This window comes from Mesorhizobium sp. M0663 (assembly GCF_040320585.1).
Classification (GTDB): Bacteria; Pseudomonadota; Alphaproteobacteria; order Rhizobiales; family Rhizobiaceae; genus Mesorhizobium.
Genome location: NZ_JAMYPX010000021.1, coordinates 41094 through 61185, shown reverse-complemented (window position 1 = coordinate 61185; position 20092 = coordinate 41094). Strand labels below are relative to the sequence as shown.

Below are 20092 nucleotides of genomic sequence, written 5' to 3'. Positions count from 1 at the left end.
CCCCCCGCAAAGAACCTGTTCTTTGCGCGCGAATGCTAGGCTGACCGGGTTAACCCCTGGTGATCGGGGCTCAGCGCTTGAATTCGAGGATATCGAGCTTCGATTCTAATAGGGCGCCGGGAACTCGATGCGCCATTCACTGGCGCTGTTGCGGAAGGCATAGCCGACCTGATCGCTTTCCGGGCCGCTGCCGTAGGGCTTTGCCGGATCGTCGTTGACGTGGAAGGAACCGAGATAGATCGCGCGTTTCTCGCCATCGTCGAAGAAGCGGCCCTTGGTGCGCTGCGAGCCGGTGATCTTTTCCAGTCTCCAGCCGGAGCCGTCGTCACTCACCTTGCATTTGAACCAGCCATAGATGACGAGCGGGCTCAATCCGCCGGCCTTGATGGTGCGGCATTGCCATTTGCCGGTCAGGTCCCTGTCAGAGAAGGGAACCAGCGGCTTTGCCAGCAAAGCGTCGAGCTGCTTGACCTCGGCGGGATCGCCGGCCTTCGCCTCGTCAAGCGCTGCCTTGCGCGTCTCGCCATATTTGTTGAGCCGCGCCTTGTCGGCAGCCGTTATCAGCTTCTGCACCTCGCCATCGGCCAACGCGGGCATGGTCAAGCAGAGGACAGTTGCTGCGGCAAACATGAGGCGAGCGATCATCGGTGGCGTTTCCCTTTTGTTGGCTGTTTTCTTGTCTGGCGCATACCTTAATGTTTCGCCGCGTTCTGTCATCCGTGCCTGAGCATCGACAGCAGAAACGAGGTGCAAAAGAATGCGGATCTTGCTGACGGGATCGTCCGGTTGGCTGGGCAGCGCCTTGGCGCCGCGCCTGCGGGCTCTTGGTCATGACGTCACCGGCCTCGATCCCGTCCCATCCTCGGAAACGCGAATCGTCGGCTCAGTCGCCGATCGCGACCTGGTCATGAGGGCGGTCGAGGAGAACCGCATCGAGGCCATCATCCATAGCGGCGCGCTGCACAAGCCTGACATCGAACGTCATCGCAACGAGGATTTCGTCGAGACGAATGTGCGCGGCACGCTCAACCTGCTCGATGCGGCAGCAGCTTTTGGCGTTCAGCGCTTCGTGTTTACGTCGACGACATCGCTGATGATTTCCGAGTCCATACGCACCGGCTTCACCGGCGGGGCGCGCAAGGCGGCATGGCTGACGGAAGACATGTCGCCTGAACCGCGCAACATCTATGGCGTCACCAAGCTTTCAGCCGAACAGCTCTATCATTTGCAGTTCGGCCTGCCGGTGATCGTGTTGCGCACCGCCCGGTTTTTTCCCGAGGCGGACGACATGGCGCACGTGATCGAACAGTCGGATGCCAACACCAAGGCCAATGAGCTGTTGTTCCGCCGGCTGACGGTGGAGGACGCAGCCGACGCCCACATCGCTGCCCTGGAGAAAGCGCCGCAATTGGGCTTCGACACTTTCATCATCTCGGCACCGACGCCTTTCCAGCCCGAAGATTGCGCGGCCTTGATCGCCGACGCGCCGTCGGTCGTCGCGCGCTATTTTCCGGATTATCCGGCACTCTACACGAAGAAAGGCTGGACGATGTTTTCGTCGATCGACCGGGTCTACGATGCGTCGCGGGCGAGGAAGCGGCTGGGTTTCGTCTGCAAGACGAGCTTTGCCGATGTGCTTGCCGCCCTGGCGATCGAATAGAAGCGCGGCTATCATCGCAAAACGTTTGCGCGGGGAGGTGCATGTTGGGGGTGACGATCCATTTTGAGGGACAGCTGCGCGAAGACGAGCACTACGCTGTGCTATTGCGGGAAGTGGAGGCGTTTGCTGTCACTCGAGGCTGGCCGTTTCGGAAAATAGACGAAGCCGAAATGGTTCTCCATCGGGTCGTTGATGAACGCAGCGTGGACTATCTCGGCCCGGTTATAGGAATAGAGCTTCTGCCGCATCCCAAGTCGGAGCCCCTTCGGTTCGAGTTCGACAGGCACCTCTTCATGCAGCAATTTTGTAAGACCCAGTTTGCCGGGTCGGACGCGCATATCGAAATCATCGAGCTGCTCCGCAAAGTTGCTCCTCTTTTCGACAAGCTCGATGTCTTTGATGAAGGCGAGTACTGGGAACTGGGCGACTCCTCAATTCTGCAAGTCAACCTCGACACCGTCGAAGCCCTGATTGCAGAGGCGTTGCGCAAGGATCCAACTGCAAGGGGACCGATCCGGTTAGAAAACGGCCGCGTTGTCGATTTCGTGTCGGATCCGCAACCGGCGAGCAAATAATCCGAAGCGGGGCGTCTAACGGACGTCCTCCGGATGTGAGGCCACCCGCTTAAGTTCGCCCGTCAGGTCACCATAGCCGGTCGAGCGCCGCTCATAAGCGAGGCCGAGTATTTTCGCCGCCTTTTCGGCGACCTTGTCGAGTTCCGGGTCGTCGGTCTGGGCGATATAGATCAGCTTCTCGTAATTGCCGAAATAGTCCTTGATCAGCTCCGGGTGCTTGTCCAGACCGAGCGGCTTCATGAAGAAGGCATCGAATTGCCGGCAGAGGAAATCGGTCATGTAGAACGACATCATGTCGTCATCGGCGACCTTCGCATAGGCATCCATGCCCTGGTAGAAGGCAAAGCAATGCGGCCCGGCCATACGCTCGACGCCGTGCTTCTCGCAGATCCGGTCGAGCAGGCCACCCGTGCCGCAATCGGCATAGCCGACGAATATGTGTCTGTAGCCGTCGGTCTTGGCCTTCTCGATAGCCTTGTCCATGGCCGGCGCGATGCGGTCCGGATAGAAATGGAACTCCGCCGGCAAGCAGGTCAGGTCGAGATGGTCGAGCCCGAGCTGCTCCTTGACCGCCAAAACTTCGCGCGCAATCATCCCGCAGGCGATGACGAGCAGCCTGTCGCCTTGATCGGATTGTTGTTTTCGCGCGGTAGTCATGGAACCAGTCTAATCCATCTTCGTTGCTGTCCAGCGAATTTATATCCTGAGGGAGACACCATTCATGAAATTGTTCCGCGTCGCGCCAATCGCTATTCTCGCCTGCGCCTTGGCTGTTTCGGCCTGCGCCAACACGGTGCGCGGCGTCGGTAAGGATATCAAATCCACTGCGAAGGCTGTTGACGATACCGTCAAGAAACCCTGATCCGCACGGCTCTAAATATTTGGGAATAAAAAAGCCGCACTGCAAGGCGCGGCTTTTCTCGTCGGTGCCGGACTTATTGGCTCAGGCCGAAGCGCGGACGTTGTGCTTGCGCTTCATGAAGTCCTTGGCGGTCTCGACCGCCACCGCGGCGTCGCGGCAATAGGCGTCGGCGCCGACGGCTTTGCCGAATTCCTCGTTGAGCGGTGCGCCGCCGACCAGCACGACATAGTCATCGCGAATGCCCTTTTCCTTCATCGTATCGATGACGACTTTCATGTAGGGCATGGTCGTCGTCAGCAGCGCCGACATGCCGATGATGTCGGGCTGGTGCTTTTCGATGGCATCGAGATATTTTTCGACCGCATTGTTGATGCCGAGGTCAATGACATCGAAGCCGGCGCCTTCCATCATCATGCCGACCAGATTCTTGCCGATGTCATGGATGTCGCCCTTGACGGTGCCGATCACCATCTTACCCTGCTTCGGCGCGCCGGTGGCGACAAGCAGCGGACGCAGGATGAACATGCCGGCCTTCATCGCGTTGGCCGACAGCAGCACTTCGGGAACGAACAGGATGCCGTCGCGGAAGTCCTCGCCGACGATGCGCATGCCCTCGACCAGAGCCTCGGTTAACACCTTGTAAGGCGCCCAGCCGCGCTCGAGAAGGATATTGGTGCCTTCCTCGATTTCTTCCTTCAACCCGTCATAAAGATCGTCGTGCATCTGCTGCACCAACTCGTCGTCGGAGAGTTCCGAAAGGATGATCTCGTCGTCGGCCATTTTTTCTCAGGCTCCTTGCCGGCTACAACTGTTGCGGCAGCTTAAAAATATCGCGTCAATACCTAACCCGCACGGGCCGGTTGTCCATAGCTGATTTGCGACTTCCCGCAAAACGAAAGCGACCGTAAATCTCTTGGAATTCTTGTCGATTTTGCGACAGGCGTTGGCGCTGGCGGGCCGTTTCGAATAGGGTGCATGGCTACGATCCGGCCAGAGACCGCAATATGCGGCCGCAAACGGATTTCAGGCCGGTGCAAGAGCCCGGCCGGAGTAAATCAGGCCAGAACGAAAGCCAGGGAAGAACGATTATGAGTGAGAACGCGCCGGTCGATCAGGAAGCGTCAAACGCACGGCGCGGGCGCGCTGCCAGCGGTGGCGCCGCAGCCCGACGGGCTGCACGTTCGGGCGGCGGCCCCGGCACACAGCTCACCTATATCAAGCGCAAGATCAACGTCTATGAAGTGCTGGACGAGGAAGGGCTGGCGCTGATCGAAAAGAACACCGACACGGTGCTGGAGGAGATCGGCATCATCTTCCGCGACGACGCCGAGGCGCTGCAGCTTTGGAAAGAGGCGGGCGCCGACGTCAAGGGCGAGCGGGTGCATTTCCCCAAGGGCCTCTGCCGCTCGCTGTTGAAGACCGCTCCGTCCGTCTATACCCAGCACGCCCGCAACGGCGAGCGCTCGGTGCAGATCGGCGGCAACGCGACAGTGTTCGCGCCGGTCTATGGACCGCCCTTCGTGCGCGATCTCGACGGCGTCAGGCGCTATGCGACGATCGAGGATTTCCGGAATTTCGTGAAACTCGCCTATATGGCGCCGTCGATCCATCATTCGGGCGGCACGGTTTGCGAGCCGGTCGACGTGCCGGTCAACAAACGGCATCTCGACATGGTCTACAGCCATATCAAATATTCGGACAAGCCGTTCATGGGCTCGGTGACCGCGCCCGAGCGCGCTGAAGATACGGTGGCGATGGCCAAGATCGTGTTTGGTGACGATTTCGTCGAGAACAACACGGTGCTGACCAGCCTGATCAATGCCAACTCGCCGATGGTCTTCGACGAGACCATGCTGGGAGCGCTGAAGGTCTATTCGCGCCACAATCAGGCCTGCATCGTCACGCCGTTCATCCTTGCCGGTGCGATGAGCCCGGTGACGGTCGCCGGCACGCTGACCCAGGTTTTGGCCGAGGTTCTGGCCGGGGCGTCGTTCACACAGCTGATCCGGCCGGGTGCGCCGGTGCTGTTCGGCACCTTCGCCTCGTCGATCTCAATGCAGTCTGGCGCGCCGACCTTCGGCACGCCGGAGCCGTCGCTTGTCTCGTATGGCGCCGCACAGCTTGCCCGTCGGCTCGGCCTGCCGTTTCGCACCGGCGGTTCGCTCTGTGCTTCAAAAATCCCCGATGCGCAGGCCGCCTACGAGAGCGCCAACACGCTCAACTCGACGATCCTCGCCGGCACCAACTTCGTGCTGCATTCGGCCGGCTGGCTCGAGGGCGGTCTCGCCTCCTGCTACGAAAAATTCATGATGGACATCGACCAGCTCGGCATGACGCAGAAGTTCTCCGAGGGTGTCGACCTGTCGGAAAACGGCCAGGCGATGGATGCCATCCGCCAGGTCGGCCCAGGCAGCCACTATCTCGGCTGCGATCACACCCAGGCCAATTTCCAGACCGCGTTCTACCGCTCCAACATCGCCGATAACAATTCCTACGAGCAGTGGCTGGCCGAAGGCGAAAAAACCGCGCCGCAGCGCGCCAACGAGCTCGCGCGCCGCTGGCTCGAAAGCTACGAGGCGCCGTATCTCGATCCGGGCATCGACGATGGGCTGAAGGACTTCATCGCCAGGAAGAAGTCGTCGATGGCCGACGCCTTCACCTGAAAGGAGCCCGAATCAGGCGGGGCTAAAGTCGCCAACATCATCCACAAGGAAGTCTGGCGGAGTGCCTTCTCCGACCCGGACAAGAAGGGGTGATCCCGAGCGCGGCATGACTGAAACCATCGCGGCAGCGCTTTCCGCCTCCGGCCTCATGCTTCGCGGCGGCTTCAATTTTGCAGGTGGTGAAGAAACACCCTCCGGTCTCTCCGGCGTCGCCGCCAAATCCGTGCTGCTGGTGGGGCAGGCGGGTGCCGCACCTTGGCCGCACTTCCTGCGCTGGTTGGAGAAACAGTCACAGCCGATCGACGATCCGCTCGACAGATGGTCGCGCGAAGTGATCGGCGCGGTGGCCGGAAAATTCGGGGCGCGCGCCGTGTCACCGTCCGACAGGCCTTATCTGCCGTTCCAGCAATGGGCGATGCGTGCGGAGGGGCTGAAGCCGTCGCCGCTCGGCATTCTCATGCATCCGAAATACGGGCTCTGGCATGCCTATCGCGGCGCGCTGCTGTTCGAAAATGAGATTGCGCTCCAAGAACCCCACGACGTGATTCACCTTTGCGATACATGTTTGGAAAAACCTTGCCTGAAATCCTGTCCGGTCGAGGCTTATTCTGCGAATGGTTTTGCACATGAAACCTGTCTGGCCCATGTGCGCGGGCAAAACGGCGCGCCCTGCCGGACCGGCGGCTGCCTCGAACGCAACGCCTGTCCTTACGCTACCGATTATCGCTATCCGGCCGAGGTTCAGGCCTTTCACATGGCAGCATTCGCGCGTCTGTAGCGTCGCCGAATGCCGCACGAAATCTTGAAGCAGATCGCCTCATTACAGCTTGCCGCGACGGTCACCGCGGGTATCTATCGCACGTCAGATCAACGGAGCGGATGATGGCCACGCAAGCGATGCAGATCAAGACAAGCGACGGCATTGCCAAGGCCCGGCTGTACCGTTCGGCGGCCCCAGCCAAGGCAGCGATCATCCTCTACATGGACGTTTTCGGTCCGCGACCGGCGCTTGATCAGATGGCGGAGCGGCTTACGGGCGAGGGCTATGCGGTGCTTGTGCCGGACCTTTTTTACCGCAATGCGCCCTACGGTCCGTTCGATCCCAAGACTGCGTTCGGCGACGAGAGGAGCAAGGCCGCCATCACAGGTCTCCTGGGCGGCACGACCCAGGAGATGACGATCCGCGACAGCGGCGCTTCCTCGATGTGCTCGCTGCCCAGGGCCTAACCGGGCCGGTCGGCATTGTCGGCTATTGCATGGGCGGAGCGCGGGCGCTGAACGCGGCGGCCAGCTATCCCGATCGCATCGCCGCCGCGGCCACTTTTCACGGCGGCAATCTGGCTGGTGACGCAGCCGACAGTCCGCATCGGAAGGCCGCCTCGGTCAAGGCAAGGGTCTATATCGGCACTGCCGGTGTGGACCGCAGCTTTCCGCCGGAGCAATCGGCGCGGCTGGCCGAAACACTGCGCGCCGCCGAGGTCGATCATGTCATAGAGAACTATGCCGGCATGGCGCATGGCTGGTGCATGCCGGACCATAGTGCCTTCGATGCAGCCGGCGCCGAACGCCACTGGAAGCGGCTGACGACGCTGTTTGCGGAGACGCTCGGCCAAGGCACGCCAACCATTACGACGTGACCGCCCGCCAAAAAATTCTTTCCATCGCCCCAAGGAACCGCCATTAGCCTTCGTCCAACAGGCAAATGATGGCGATGATGCTGGACGAAAGCGAAGCCTCCGACGCCGAACTGATCGAACGGGCGAAGGGCGGAGACCGGGGTGCTTTCGGCAAGTTGCTCGAAAGGCACTATGGTTTCGTCTATCGCGCCGCCTATCGTTGGTGCGGGAAAAAGGCCGACGCCGAGGACATCGCCCAGGAAGTCTGCGTCCGGCTCGGGCGGGCGATCCGCGACTATCACGGCAGCGGTGCCTTCACGACGTGGCTCTACACCATGACGCTGAATGCGGCGCGCGACATGATGCGCAAGACCGCCCGCGAGACGGTCAAGACCGAGGCTTATGGCGCCTATGCGCTAATTTCGGGGGAAATCTCGGCTGAGCCGGAAGACCCGGCCGAGGCGCTCTGGGCAGCGGTGCGCAAGCTGCCGGACAAGCAGCGCGATGCGGTGCTGCTGGTTTATGGCGAAGGGCTGAGCCACGCCGCCGCCGCCGAGGCGATGGCAATCTCGGAGACGACGGTTTCCTGGCACATCCATGAAGCGAAGAAACGGTTGAAGACGCTAATGCGTTCAGCCGGGGAAGTGTGACCATGGTCGACGACAACGAACTCAACAGACTGCGCGACATCGCGGCACCGGCGCCGGACGCGGACGCAAAGGCGCGTGCCCTCCAGGCCGCGCTGCGCGCCTATGACATGGACGAAAAAACTTTGCCGGCCGCCCAAGGATCGGTGAGCGGGCTTCGTCTCACAGAGCGAGCACAAAAGCTCTGGAGCGAAATCATGCAAAAGAAACTCTTCGCCACGCCGGCCATTGCCGGGCTCGTTGCCCTGCCGATCGCCGGATACGCTACCATGTACATGCTTGGGGAATCCAAATTCAGCGGGCCCGAATTCGGCGGGGATAAGATCACCGAAACGCTGGCCGACAAGCCGGCGACCGTCAAACCGCCGGTCGTGGCCGAAGCAGACAAGCAGAAGAAGGCGGACGCCGACAGCGAAAGCCGTAACGCCGGCGAGGCGCTTGTGGCGCCGACATCGCCGCCGAAAGCGGAATCGACCGCAGTCGGCGGGTTGACGCAGCAGGATGTGCTCAGCCGCAATGCACCTGAACCGGCGCAGAGCGGCGAGTTCGCGTTGGATGGGGGTGCAAGCTCCGCGGCTCCGGCAGTCGATGGCGGCGCGCGGGTCGGACGCGTGCCTGGCACGGTTGCCGAGCCCAAGCTGATGGCACAGCAGCCCGCCGCTGCGCCGGCCGACCAGATGCTGCCGCAAGAGGAAAACCGCGACCGCGTCGAGAATTTCAAGACCAATCCGGTGCACACCGCACTCGAAGATCCGGTCTCGACCTTCTCTATCGATGTCGACACCGCTTCCTATTCCTTCGTCCGGCGCTCGCTGAAGGAAGGTTTTATCCCGCAGGCCGATACGGTGCGCGTCGAGGAGATGATCAACTACTTCCCTTATGCCTGGAAGGGACCGGACTCCGCCTCGACGCCGTTCAACTCGACCGTCAGCGTCATGCCGACGCCGTGGAACGAGCACACCAGGCTGATGCATGTCGCCATCAAGGGTTTCGACGTGAAGCCGGCCGAGCAGCCCAGGGCCAATCTGGTCTTCCTGATCGATGTGTCGGGCTCGATGAACGAGCAGGACAAGCTGCCGCTCCTGCAGTCGGCCTTCCGGCTGCTGGTCAACAAGCTGAGACCTGACGACACCGTCTCGATCGTCACCTATGCGGGCGATGCCGGTACCGTGCTGGAGCCCACCAAGGCTTCGGAAAAGGACAAGATCCTCGCTGCCATCGACAATCTGACATCCGGCGGCTCGACGGCAGGCGAGGCCGGCATCAAGGAAGCCTACAGGCTGGCGCAGAAATCCTTCGTCAAGGACGGCATCAATCGGGTGATGCTCGCCACCGATGGCGACTTCAATGTCGGCCAGACCGACGACGACGACCTGAAGCGGCTGATCGAAAAGGAGCGCAAGACCGGCGTATTCCTGTCGGTGTTCGGCTTCGGCCGCGACAATCTGAACGACCAGATGATGCAGACCATCGCCCAGAACGGCAATGGTACTGCTGCCTACATCGATACGTTGGCGGAGGCCGAGAAGGTGCTGGTCGAGGATGCCTCCTCGACACTGTTCACCATCGCCAAGGACGTGAAGATCCAGGTCGAGTTCAACCCGAACAAGGTCTCGGAGTACCGACTGATTGGCTACGAAACCCGCGCCTTGAACCGAGAGGATTTCAACAATGACCGGGTCGATGCCGGCGAGATCGGCTCAGGTCATTCAGTCACCGCGATCTACGAGATCACGCCTAAGGGCAGCGGCGGCGAACAGATCGACCAGCTGCGCTACGGCCAGGCCTCGGTGAACAATGGCGGTGTCAACAATGCCGACGAATATGCTTTCGTCAAGATCCGCTACAAGCTGCCGAACGAGGACACCTCGAAGCTGATCACCACGCCGGTAACGTCAGCCAACGAGGTGGCGTCGTTCGACCAGGCCAGCACCGACCAGCGTTTCTCCGTTGCCGTTGCTGCCTTCGGCCAGAAGCTGCGCGACGAGGATGCGACCGCGAAGTTCGGCTACGACAAGATCATGGAGATTGCCACCGCCGCCAGAGGAGCCGACCCGTTTGGATACCGGTCCGAGTTCCTCTCGCTTGTGCGCCTTGCCTCGGCGCTCGGCGGTAACCGGTAGTGGCAATGACGGCCGGTTTCTTTCAGATGGGATCGTTCTGATAGGGGGAGCCGGCCTACGGGCGGGTGAGGCAGGCCGGCGAGGGAAACCTTGCCGGCCTTTTTTCGCGGCCGCACTGCTTCGCGCGGACCATGTCGCAGACGAAAGCGTCAGGCGCGTCCGCGGCGCCGCTCGCGGCGGGCTTCGCTGGTCTCGGCGACGTTGACCGTAGCCTGCTTGTTGCGCATCGGGCCGATGCGTTCGACGATCTGCTCGACGGTCGGGCGATCCGACTTGGTGTGCGCATCGAGCGCCTTGCGCATGGCGGCGAGGTGCTGGAACGAGGTGCCGCAGCAGCCGCCGACGATTTTGGCGCCGGCATCGACGGCGAGGCGCACATAGTCGGCCATCAGCTCGGGTGTGCCGGAATAGTAGATCTCGGCACCGCGAAATTCGGGAATGCCGCAATTGCCCTTGACGATCACCGTTGCTTCCGGCTTCGCCTCGGTCATGTCGAGCAGCGAAGCGAGAATGTCGGAGGCGCCGACACCGCAATTGGCGCCGACACCGAGCGGTGTCTGCGACAGGCCATCGACGACGCCGTGGATGTCCTTCGGCAGCAGTCCCATCATGGTGCGGCCGGCGGTGTCGAAGGAGCCGGTATAGGTATAGGGCAAGCCGACGCGGATGGCGGCTTCGGCGGCGGCGCGGATTTCGTCAGGCGCCGACATGGTTTCGATCCAGGCGACTTCGGCGCCGCCGGCCTTCAGCCCCTCAATCTGCTCGGCAAAGGCTTCGACCGCCTCGTCATAGGTCATGGCGCCGAGCGGCACCAGCAGCTCGCCGGTCGGGCCAACGGAGCCGGCCACGATCACCTTGCGGCCAGCGTTGCCGGCGACGGCGCTTGCGATCTCGGCCGCGCGCTTGTTCAGCGCATAGACGCGGTCCTGCGCGTGGTGCAGCTTGAGCCGATGGCGGGTGCCGCCAAAAGAGTTGGTCAGGATGATGTCGGCGCCGGCATCGACAAAGTTCTGGTGCAGGCTGGTGATGGTGTCGGGCGCGGTCTCGTTCAAGATCTCGGGAGCCTCTCCGGCCTCAAGGCCCATGGCGAACAGATTGGTGCCGGTGGCGCCATCGGCGAGCAGGACGCCCTTTTCGGCAAGCAGAGCGTCGATCGGATTGGTCATGTGAAAATACGCCTTCCCGGAAGAATAACTGAGATAAGGATATAAAGAATTCTTTATGTGCCGTCAATGTCGGCACGTAGAGCAACCGGTCAAAATTGCATCTCCGCCAGCTTTCGTGTGAAGCTGGCCGCTTCATGCGCGTTGACGTCCGCGGCACGGATCAGATTGTCGAAATGGCTGGTCAGGGTGCGGATCGGCTGCGTGGCGTTCAGCACCAGATACATGTCGCCGACGTAAATGGCGGCGCGATAGGGCCCGAAGATGGTGTAGGGGATCGAATAGCGCATCCGCCCGTCATAGAGAAACAGGCGGAAGGTGGGATAGAGGTCGTCGAGCAGCGTCGCCATATGGAGGAGCTGCTGGTGGCGGTCGGCCTCCGGAAAGCGGTCCCACACGCCCAGCCCACGCGCGAAGATCTCCAGCGTGTGGCGCGGCATACAGACTTCCATGTCGGTTTCGGGCCGTCGGTTGTAGTCGATGCGGTACTGCGTTTCGCCGGCCTGTGCCTCGCGGCTCTTGTTGGCGATGACGGCTTCGTAGTCGACAAGCGCCTCGGTGCGCAGAAGATCGGGAATGCCGGCCGGCACGTAGCGGATTTTCGTTCCCGCCGCCTCGGCATGCCAGCGAGCCAGCAGCGTGCGGTCGAAGCCGTCCGGCGCCTCCTCGATCTCAAGGCTCTCGCGGATTTCGCCGGTAACACCCTCGTCGTGGCTGAGGCCGAGCAGCCAGTCGAGCGAGACTTTGAATTCGGCGGCGATGTTGAGCAGCGTTTCGGCGCGGGGAAGGCGGGTCGAGGCGCCGGAGAGCAGCTGCGACAGTGCCGAACGGTCGATGCCAACCGCGGCGGCGAAGGCTGATTGGTTCAAATCGGACCTTGTCAAGAGCATTTTCAGGCGCTCGCGAAAGATCGTCGACAGGTTGCGCTTGTCCAAATCGCCACCCCATTCAATAGGAGGAAAAAGTTGCGCTGAAAGCCGCGAACGCGGGCTTCAGGCGTAAATGAATCCTGTTGGTTGTTTACAATACATAACATATGCAGCTGAAAATGCGCAATCGCAACAGGTTGTGCGCTTTATCGCGTTGCGCCGACGCAACGCTCCTGACACAATGTTGTCAGGAATCAAACGGGTTCCGGCGACTGGAAGGCAGTGGTCGATAGCATGACGAGCATGGGCAACAGGCGACACGGCGCAGCGACCATCGAATGGCCGACCGTATTTCTCGCACTTCTCTGCTACGGCGGCTGGCTCGCTACCGGCTTCCTGCTCTGGCCCTCTTACCCGCTGCTGGCACTCGTCTTTCTGACCCTGATTGCGGCGCTGCAATCCTCGCTGATGCACGAGGTCCTGCACGGCCACCCAACCCGGAATGCGCGGCTCAATGAAGCCCTTGTTTTCCTGCCGATTGGCCTTGTCTGGCCGTTTCGCCGATTCAAGACCATTCATCTGCGCCACCATGCAGACGAGCGCCTGACCGATCCGCTCGATGATCCCGAAAGCTATTACAAGGCTCTCTGGCAGCACGAGGAGCTGCCGTCGGCGATGAAATTCCTGCTGAAGGTCAACAACACGATGATCGGGCGTTTGGTGCTAGGCCCGTGGCTTTCCTGCATCGGCTTTTTCATCGACGACGCCAGGCAGGTTGCCGCGGGCGACAATTCCATCCGCAAGGCATGGCTGCTGCATGCGATCGGCCTCGTCGTGGTGCTGCCTGTCGTGCAGTTCGGCTTCGGCATGCCGTTATGGCTCTACATACTGGTGCCGGTGTGGCTTGGGCAGTCGCTGATTTCGATCCGCACCTACGCCGAGCACCAATGGTCTGAACATCCGGAAGGCCGCACGATCATCGTCGAGCGCTCGCAGCTGTCCTTCCTGTTCCTCAACAACAATCTGCATTTCGTCCATCACAAGAGCCCGACGGTGGCCTGGTACAGGCTGCCGAAGGTGTTTCGCGACCGCCGTGACGAATGGCTGCGGATGAACAATGGCTACGCCTATCCGAACTATTTCGCGCTGCTCAAGGCCTATGCCTTCAAGGCGAAGGAGCCGGTCGTCCATCCCGTGCTGCGGCGCATGCCGGAACCAGGACGCGCATTCAAGCCGCGCGTCAGGGCACGCAGCCTCAATGGGCTTGGCAGCGCACCGGTACCCGCCGAGCCGCCGAAAGAATGATTCTTGCGTTGTTGCAGGCGGTGCCGCGCGGACGACGCTTTCCTGACCTTGTCAATTTCCCCGCATAACGGTCAAATCCCGGCATGAGCGAATTCATTGCGGCTTTGCCGATGTACGACTGGCCGGAAGCGCGGGACGATGTCGACGCGCAATGGGCGCGGCTGCGCGATGCTTTCAGACAAAAAGGCATCGATGCGCCGGAGACGATCATCCGCCGCACCGGCGATTTGCCCCCCGTGCCTGGCGGTATTCGCGATGATCAGGGAAAACCCATCGCGCCCGATCCGGCGACATTGCCGCCGGACGAACTGGATTTTCACCAGCTCTGGCTGCATCCGGCGCTGCTCTTTGCGCAAACCTGCTGGGGACCGATGGAACTCGGCCTGTCGCAGCGTGTCCAGCTCGTCGGCCAGCCGCGTTACGACGCCTTCGAGGGTGGACAGGGCGAACTCTATTCGAGCGCCATCGTCATGAGGGCGGGCGAGGCACCGCCGGCAAGGGCGCCGGCCGACGGCGGTGCCGTCATTCCGCTCGATCAGCTTCGCAGCAAGCGCTTCACCTTCAACAGCCTCGATTCCATGTCGGGCATCATCGCGCCAGCCCGCGACTTGCAAGCATTGGGCGAGAGTTTGGATATCTTTTCCGCGCTGAGCGAAAGCTGTGGGCACCGTGCTTCGATCGTTGCCGTTGCCGAGGGCAGGGCGGACGTCGCGGCGATCGATTGCGAGAGCTGGGCGCTGGCGCAGCGTTTCGAGCCGGCGGCGCAGAAGGTGACGGTCGTCGGCTGGACAAGGCGGCGCAAAGGCTTGCCGTTCATCACCGCCAGGACGACGCCGGAAACGATCGTCGCCGCGATGCGCGAGGCGATCGCAGCGCTCACGTAAAGCGCGTCGCGTTCGGTCGGCCTCATGCGACGCGCTTTAGATTCTTGTTTTATGCATGTCGTTATCGCAAAGCCGCTGCACACTTTGCGCGACATGCATTAGCGTCGCTCAGCCGCCAAGTAGCCGATTGTCGAGCGGGTAGGTCGAAAGCTTCTCGTTGCCGGTTTCAGTGATCAGGATCTGTTCTTCGATCTTGACGCCTTCGTAGCCGCCAAGCCGACCGATATAGCTCTCGACGCACAGCACCATGCCAGGTTCGAGCACTCCGTCCGGTGTGTCGTCGGTCCAGTCGCTAGCATGCGGCAAAGTCGGGTATTCGTCGGCAAGGCCGACGCCGTGATAGAGCACCCCGTAACGGGCCGGGAAGCAGTCTCCCGGTGGCACTGACGAGCCCTCGACGAGGTCGCGGAACGATATGCCCGGCCGCATCAGCTCCGTGTTGTGGGCGATCTGGTCGGCGGCGATGCGGAACAGGTCGCGCTGCTCCTGCGACGGCGGCGCGTCACCGCAAAGCCAGGTGCGCGAAAGGTCGGCGCAGAAGCCGTAAGGACCGATCAGGTCGGTGTCGAAAGCGACGAGCTCGCCGGCCTCGATCGCCCGCGACGAACACTCCTGGAACCATGGATTGGTGCGCGGACCCGACGACAGGAGCCGGGTTTCGATCCATTCGCCGCCGCGCGCGATGTTGCCGCGATGGAGTTCGGCCCACAATTCGTTCTCGGAGATGCCAGGCCTCAGCGCCTTCTCCATCTCGCCCATTGCCGCCTCGCAAGCGGCGATCGCCCGGCGCATGGCAAGGATCTCGTCGGGTGATTTTATCAGCCGCGCATTTTCCATCACCGCCTCGCCATTGCCGGTCGAGATGCCGAGGCGGGCGAGCTCTTCGATGCCCTCGGGATTGATATGGTCGACGGCGATACGGCGATTGTCGCCACCATGTTCCAATACCAGCTCGGCGATGCCGGCTGCCCAGCGGCGGACTTTTTGACCGGTCAGCTCGCCGCTGTACAGATAAGCCCACGACACCGCCGGCCGCACCTCGTCGACGACGCCGGAATGATCGGAAAGGTGCTCGCAGGAGAAATAGTCGAACAGCACCACCGGGCCATCGGTGGCAACGAAACAATGCCTGGTCCGATTGTGTGAGACCCAGAGCTGCATGTTGGTCGCATCCGTTGCGTAGCGGATGTTGACCGGATCGTAGAGCAGGGCTCCCGCATAGTCGCGGCGCTTCAGCTCGGCGCGGATGCGCTCGAGCCGGTATCGGCGCATGGCGGGCAGGTCAGGAGCAGCAATGCCCGCCGCCTGCCATTCGGCTTCCGCCAGCGCTCCATAGCCCAGCGCATGCTGGTTGAGTTCAGCGGCCTTCAGCCGCGATTTTTTGTGCAGCACATCATTCGAGCCGTCGGGCTCGAACGGCATGATCTTGCGGTGATGACGGGGCCGGTCAGTCGGGTTCCTGTCCACCCTCGGCTCCTCCGCTAACGCCTTCCTTGGGCGCCGTGGCTTCTCCCACCGCCATTCTCTTCAATCTTACATAGGCGCCGGCCCGGGCGGACTTGCCGGTGCCGCGCAACAGCGGAACCATCATTTGCCGTGGTTGGCCGTCCGGCTCATAGCCGGCCGCTTTGAGCTGCTCCAAAATGACCGGACGCGGATCGTCTCGGTCAAGCCAGACGAGTACGGCTGGCTCCTGCATCAGCGTTTCGAAATTAGGCACTTCCTGGTCAAGTGCGACCAGTTTTTCGTCGACCAACCGCAGGTTTCCGACCCATGCACCATCAGATATTGCGGTTTTGACCGGTCCGTCCGCAGTCAGCTGGCGATAGAGGGCGGGGTAATCCACGCGGATCATCCGCGAGAGGCCACTGGTCCCGTTTATCTGGACGTACCAGGTGGCGGGCGCGAGCAGCACGGCGATGATCGCTCCAGCCGCGATCACCAGAAGCTGCGCATTCCTGCCCCGCGGCGCCAGCCGTTCCATTGTAGCGACGATGGCCAGCGGCAAGATGAACAGGACGGGCAGCAGCCAGCGGTCCTTGACCACCGTCACGCCGGTGGCAAGTACAAGTATTGCCAGCATGGCCAAGCCGAGCGCCAAAGTACGCCACAACAGAATTTCCCTTGCCGGACCTTTCGGGTGCCGCTCGGAGAAACGGAACTTCGCCAGCCAGAAAGTGAGGGCGGAAACGAGAACGGGCAAGAGCGCGAAATTGAAGGTGCCCATGATAAACTTGCCGGCGCCGACAAAGGCCGCCGCCACGCGCCCTTGTTGCGCGTCTATTCCGAACTTCTCGCCTCTCGACAATAAATCGGCGGGATGCATGAGGCTCCAATAGGTGGTTGGCGCCAGCACCAATATCGCGACTGCTATGCTGATGGCGAACTTCGGATCGAGGATCGCGCCGCGCCATTCGCGCAGCGACAGCACGGCCGCAACAAGGGCCACCACGAGGAAGACATCATTATATTTGGCAAGAATTGCCGCCGCCGTGGCCAGGCCAAACGCCGCATAGGCGATCATGCTTCGCCGCTCGAGAAGATAGGCCATGGCCAGCAGGAGCAGCGAGCAGAAGCCGACGACGGCGACGGAATGCGACAAGGCGCGCTGCGATTCCCAGACGATCTGCGGGATCGTAAACAGGCCGAACATGGCCGCCGCCGCTGTCGCTTTGGTGTAGCCGAACCGCCGCATGGCGGCGAACACGCTGCAGGCGGCAAGGAACAGCACGGAGTATTTGACGAGCTTCAGCGTGAAGATACTGGTGCCGAAAACATGCGCGGCCAGCCAGTTGATCCAGGTGTACAGGGGTGGTTGCGAGCCGCCATATCCAGCCCAGAGATACGGAACATAGATCAGCTGCTCCGCATCATCGATGCCGACGCCGGTTCCCGCCCAAGAGCTCAACAGGGACAGTATGATGGTCTGCAAGGCAAAGTAAGCCGCGACCATGATGATCGCCGCCGGGAAGGGGCCGATCCGTCCCTCGGCCAGCCACTCGGCCCATCTCAGATTGTACTTCAATGAAATCTCATCGCACTTGCCAGCAGAGTGTTGCCGGCTGCGCTAGCATGAAGAGTATGCTCCGCACAATGCGACCGGCTGGCTGCGCCTACGTCCTCATCTTTTCGCCGCTCGGGTCGAAGGGCGGCTCGACATTGATGCGTGCCGGCCGCCGTTGCCCGAGGATTTCGATCTCGAACAGCCCGGCGCTCTCGTTCTCGGCAAGCGCTGCCGGTACATAGCCTTGCGCCATCGACTTCTCGACATAATGCGCATAGCCGCCGGAGGTGACCCAGCCGACCACGCGCCAGTCGCCGTCGACAATGCCGCGCACGGCAGACGCGCCTTCGGCGGCGTTCGAGCCGCGCACTTCCTTGCCGCCCGCGTCGAAGCGCGGCGCGCCATAGCCATGCGGCTTTTCCACGGTGCCGTAATCCTTGCCGCCGACCTTGGCCCAGATCGGCTCGTCGCCCATGACGTCTGCATCCGCGGCATCGACGATGAAGGAGACACGGCGCAGTTTCGGCCCTTCTGCCTGTTCCTTGGCCGCTGCTTCCCGGCCGATGAAGTCGTTCTTCTCTAGCTTGATGAAGCGGTCCATCGAGCCTTCGAACGGTCCGTAGATCGGACGTAACTCGCGGAACCAGGTCGGGAAGTTCTTCTCAAGGCGCATCGAGAGCAAAGCCCGCATGCCGAAATCGACAAGGCCAAACTCTTCGCCAGCCTCCTTGATCGCCTTGTAGACCAGGCGCTGGTAGGCAGGCGCCATCCAGATCTCATAGCCGAGGTCGCCGGTGTAGGTGATCCGGTTGACCATGCAGGGCGCTCCGCCGACCGCCATCTCGCGGAAATCCATGAAGCGGAAGGCCTTGGTCGAGATGTCGACATCGACCAGTTTCTGCAGCAGGTCGCGGGATTTCGGCCCGGCGATCGACAACCCGACCAGCGTCTGGTCGAAGCGGTGGATGCGCACCTCTGACGCCCTTGGACCGTCCTTCGGCAGATGCTTCTCGAACCAGCGCATGTGGTATTTTTGCGCTGCCGAAGAACCCCATATCATGAAGCGGTCTTCCCCACCCCTTGGGCCCGCCTTGGCAATGGTGAAGTCCCCGATCAGCCGGCCGAACTCGTTCAGCATGGGCGTCAGCACGATGCGGCCGGTCTTCGGCATGCGATTGGTCATCAGGCGGTTGAGGAAGTCCTCGGCCCCTGGCCCGGAGACTTCGTATTTGGCGAAGTTGGCGATCTCGGTGACGCCGACCCTCTCGCGAGTGGCGCGCACTTCCTCGCCGATCGGGCGGAAATCATTGGAGCGGTGGAAGGACACGACGTCCTTCGGCTCCGAGCCTTTCGGCGCGAACCAGAGTGGGGTTTCGAGACCCCAGCTGTCGCCCATGACGGCGTTGTTGGCGAGCATGGTGTCGTAAAGCGGGGTCGTCTGCGCTGGTCTTGCCGCCGGTAATTCCTCGTTGGGAAAGCGGATGGAGAAGCGGCGCGAATAATTTTCGCGGACCTTTGCGTTGGTATACCGCAGCGTTGCCCATTCGCCGAAGCGTGCAACGTCCATGCCCCAGACGTCGAAGCCGGGGTCGCCATGGACCATCCAGTTCGACAGCGCCAGGCCGACGCCGCCGCCCTGGCTGAAGCCGGCCATGACGGCGCAGGCGCACCAGAAATTGGTCAGGCCCTGCACCGGGCCGACCAGCGGGTTGCCGTCCAGCGCGAAGGTGAAGGGGCCGTTGATGATCTGCTTGATGCCGGCCTTTTCGATGCCGGGGAAATGCTTGAAGCCGATCTCGAGCGACGGCGCGATGCGGTCGATGTCGGGCTGCAGCAGCTCGTGGCCGAAATCCCACGGCGTGTTGACCGGCGACCACGGCTTGCAGGCCTTTTCATAGGTGCCGAGCAGGATGCCGTTGCGTTCCTGGCGGGTATAGATCTCGCCCTTGAAATCGAGCACGCCAATCATCTCGCGGCCGGTCGACTTGTTGAATTCCTCGACCTCCGGCATCGGCTCGGTTAGCAGATACATGTGCTCCATGGCCAGCACCGGCAGTTCGACGCCGACCATGCGACCGATCTCGCGCGCCCACAGGCCGCCGCAGTTGACCACATGCTCGGCTTTGACTGTGCCTTGCTCAGTGACGACGTTCCAGGTGCCGTCGACCTCCTGCGTCAGTTCCACGACGCGGTTGCGCAGTACGATCTCGGCGCCTAGCTTCCTGGCGGCCTTGGCATACGCATGGGTGGTGCCGGAAGGGTCGAGATGGCCCTCGACTGGATCCCACATGGCGCCGACGAAATTCGTCTCGTCCATCAGCGGGAACATCGCCTTGGCTTCGGACGGCGTGATCAGTTCGGTGTCCATGCCGAGATAGCGGCCCTTGGCGTGGGCGAGCCGCAAGAAGTCCATGCGCTCGGGCGTGTCGGCCATCATCACGCCGCCGGTCAGGTGCAGCGAGCAGGATTGGCCGGAAATCTCCTCGATCTCTTTGTAAAGCTGCACCGTATAGGCCTGCAGCTTGGCGACGTTGGGATCGCCGTTCAGCGTATGGAAGCCGCCCGCCGCATGCCAGGACGAGCCGGAAGTGAGCTCCGAACGCTCGATCAGCATGATGTCGGTCCAGCCGGCCTTGGCCAGATGATAGAGCACCGAGCAGCCAACGACCCCGCCGCCGATGACAACCGCTTTTGCATGAGATTTCATGAAGATAGATCCGT

The 20092-nt window shown here is 61.8% G+C and carries 16 protein-coding genes and 2 pseudogenes; 10 read left to right on the top strand and 8 right to left on the bottom strand.

The features are described 5' to 3' along the window. Nucleotides 1-70 precede the first annotated feature (70 nt). A pseudogene (locus NKI54_RS26760) lies at nt 71-645 on the bottom strand (DUF4893 domain-containing protein). A gap of 112 nt (nt 646-757) precedes the next feature. Between NKI54_RS26760 and NKI54_RS26755 the strand changes: the two are divergent. Further along, the gene (locus NKI54_RS26755) at nt 758-1660 is read left to right on the top strand and encodes an NAD-dependent epimerase/dehydratase family protein (protein WP_352692723.1); all 903 of its coding nucleotides are present in this window, start codon (nt 758-760) and stop codon (nt 1658-1660) included. A 44-nt stretch (nt 1661-1704) separates the two neighbouring features. Beyond that, complete coding sequence (locus NKI54_RS26750; RefSeq protein ID WP_156937334.1) at nt 1705-2235, top strand: hypothetical protein; 531 nt, start codon at nt 1705-1707, stop codon at nt 2233-2235. A 15-nt stretch (nt 2236-2250) separates the two neighbouring features. On the opposite strand, the gene NKI54_RS26745 is transcribed toward NKI54_RS26750, so the two are convergent. Continuing rightward, nucleotides 2251-2892 carry a DUF1638 domain-containing protein gene (locus NKI54_RS26745; RefSeq protein WP_352692722.1) on the bottom strand — a complete coding sequence of 214 codons (642 nt, stop codon included), beginning with the start codon at nt 2890-2892 and terminating at the stop codon, nt 2251-2253. 64 nt (nt 2893-2956) lie between these two features. Here NKI54_RS26745 and NKI54_RS26740 point away from each other — a divergent pair, with 64 nt between their 5' ends. Beyond that, nucleotides 2957-3097 carry an entericidin A/B family lipoprotein gene (locus NKI54_RS26740; RefSeq protein WP_023676507.1) on the top strand — a complete coding sequence of 47 codons (141 nt, stop codon included), beginning with the start codon at nt 2957-2959 and terminating at the stop codon, nt 3095-3097. An 81-nt stretch (nt 3098-3178) separates the two neighbouring features. Here the strand turns inward: NKI54_RS26740 and NKI54_RS26735 are convergent, their stop codons facing one another. Continuing rightward, complete coding sequence (locus tag NKI54_RS26735; protein WP_023676506.1) at nt 3179-3877, bottom strand: cobalamin B12-binding domain-containing protein; 699 nt, start codon at nt 3875-3877, stop codon at nt 3179-3181. Nucleotides 3878-4185: 308 nt separating this feature from the next. Here NKI54_RS26735 and NKI54_RS26730 point away from each other — a divergent pair, with 308 nt between their 5' ends. The 5 genes and pseudogenes from NKI54_RS26730 (at nt 4186) to NKI54_RS26710 (ending at nt 10146) form a co-directional block, all read left to right on the top strand. Further along, complete coding sequence (locus NKI54_RS26730; protein ID WP_352587662.1) at nt 4186-5760, top strand: trimethylamine methyltransferase family protein; 1575 nt, start codon at nt 4186-4188, stop codon at nt 5758-5760. A gap of 106 nt (nt 5761-5866) precedes the next feature. Then, a complete protein-coding gene (locus NKI54_RS26725; protein ID WP_023676504.1) occupies nt 5867-6538 on the top strand; it encodes a ferredoxin in 672 nt (223 codons plus the stop codon). Nucleotides 6539-6642: 104 nt separating this feature from the next. Continuing rightward, nucleotides 6643-7397 (top strand): annotated as a pseudogene (locus NKI54_RS26720) (dienelactone hydrolase family protein). A gap of 68 nt (nt 7398-7465) precedes the next feature. Further along, nucleotides 7466-8026, top strand: coding sequence for an RNA polymerase sigma factor (locus NKI54_RS26715; RefSeq protein WP_352635632.1), 561 nt, complete (start codon nt 7466-7468; stop codon nt 8024-8026). A 2-nt stretch (nt 8027-8028) separates the two neighbouring features. Beyond that, the gene (locus NKI54_RS26710) at nt 8029-10146 is read left to right on the top strand and encodes a vWA domain-containing protein (protein WP_352635630.1); all 2118 of its coding nucleotides are present in this window, start codon (nt 8029-8031) and stop codon (nt 10144-10146) included. 149 nt (nt 10147-10295) lie between these two features. On the opposite strand, the gene bmt is transcribed toward NKI54_RS26710, so the two are convergent. Both bmt and NKI54_RS26700 read right to left on the bottom strand, forming a co-directional pair. Continuing rightward, complete coding sequence (gene bmt, locus NKI54_RS26705) at nt 10296-11312, bottom strand: betaine--homocysteine S-methyltransferase (protein WP_352635628.1); 1017 nt, start codon at nt 11310-11312, stop codon at nt 10296-10298. Between the two features lie 89 nt (nt 11313-11401). Continuing rightward, nucleotides 11402-12244, bottom strand: coding sequence for a helix-turn-helix domain-containing protein (locus NKI54_RS26700; RefSeq protein ID WP_352635626.1), 843 nt, complete (start codon nt 12242-12244; stop codon nt 11402-11404). Nucleotides 12245-12472: 228 nt separating this feature from the next. Here NKI54_RS26700 and NKI54_RS26695 point away from each other — a divergent pair, with 228 nt between their 5' ends. Both NKI54_RS26695 and NKI54_RS26690 read left to right on the top strand, forming a co-directional pair. Further along, the gene (locus NKI54_RS26695; protein WP_352635624.1) at nt 12473-13483 is read left to right on the top strand and encodes a fatty acid desaturase; all 1011 of its coding nucleotides are present in this window, start codon (nt 12473-12475) and stop codon (nt 13481-13483) included. 83 nt (nt 13484-13566) lie between these two features. Next, entirely contained in the window at nt 13567-14367 is an 801-nt protein-coding gene (locus NKI54_RS26690; RefSeq protein WP_023676497.1) for a phosphate/phosphite/phosphonate ABC transporter substrate-binding protein, read from the top strand. 108 nt (nt 14368-14475) lie between these two features. Here the strand turns inward: NKI54_RS26690 and NKI54_RS26685 are convergent, their stop codons facing one another. The 3 genes from NKI54_RS26685 to NKI54_RS26675 all read right to left on the bottom strand — a co-directional run bounded on the left by NKI54_RS26685 (nt 14476) and on the right by NKI54_RS26675 (nt 20078). Continuing rightward, nucleotides 14476-15789 (bottom strand): M24 family metallopeptidase, encoded by a 1314-nt coding sequence (locus NKI54_RS26685; RefSeq protein ID WP_352635686.1) that lies wholly within the window; start codon nt 15787-15789, stop codon nt 14476-14478. A 25-nt stretch (nt 15790-15814) separates the two neighbouring features. Further along, nucleotides 15815-17392, bottom strand: a complete 1578-nt coding sequence (locus NKI54_RS26680) for an ArnT family glycosyltransferase (protein WP_352692721.1) — start codon at nt 17390-17392, stop codon at nt 15815-15817. Nucleotides 17393-17480: 88 nt separating this feature from the next. Continuing rightward, nucleotides 17481-20078, bottom strand: a complete 2598-nt coding sequence (locus tag NKI54_RS26675; RefSeq protein ID WP_352635620.1) for a GcvT family protein — start codon at nt 20076-20078, stop codon at nt 17481-17483. Between the last annotated feature and the right edge of the window lie 14 nt (nt 20079-20092).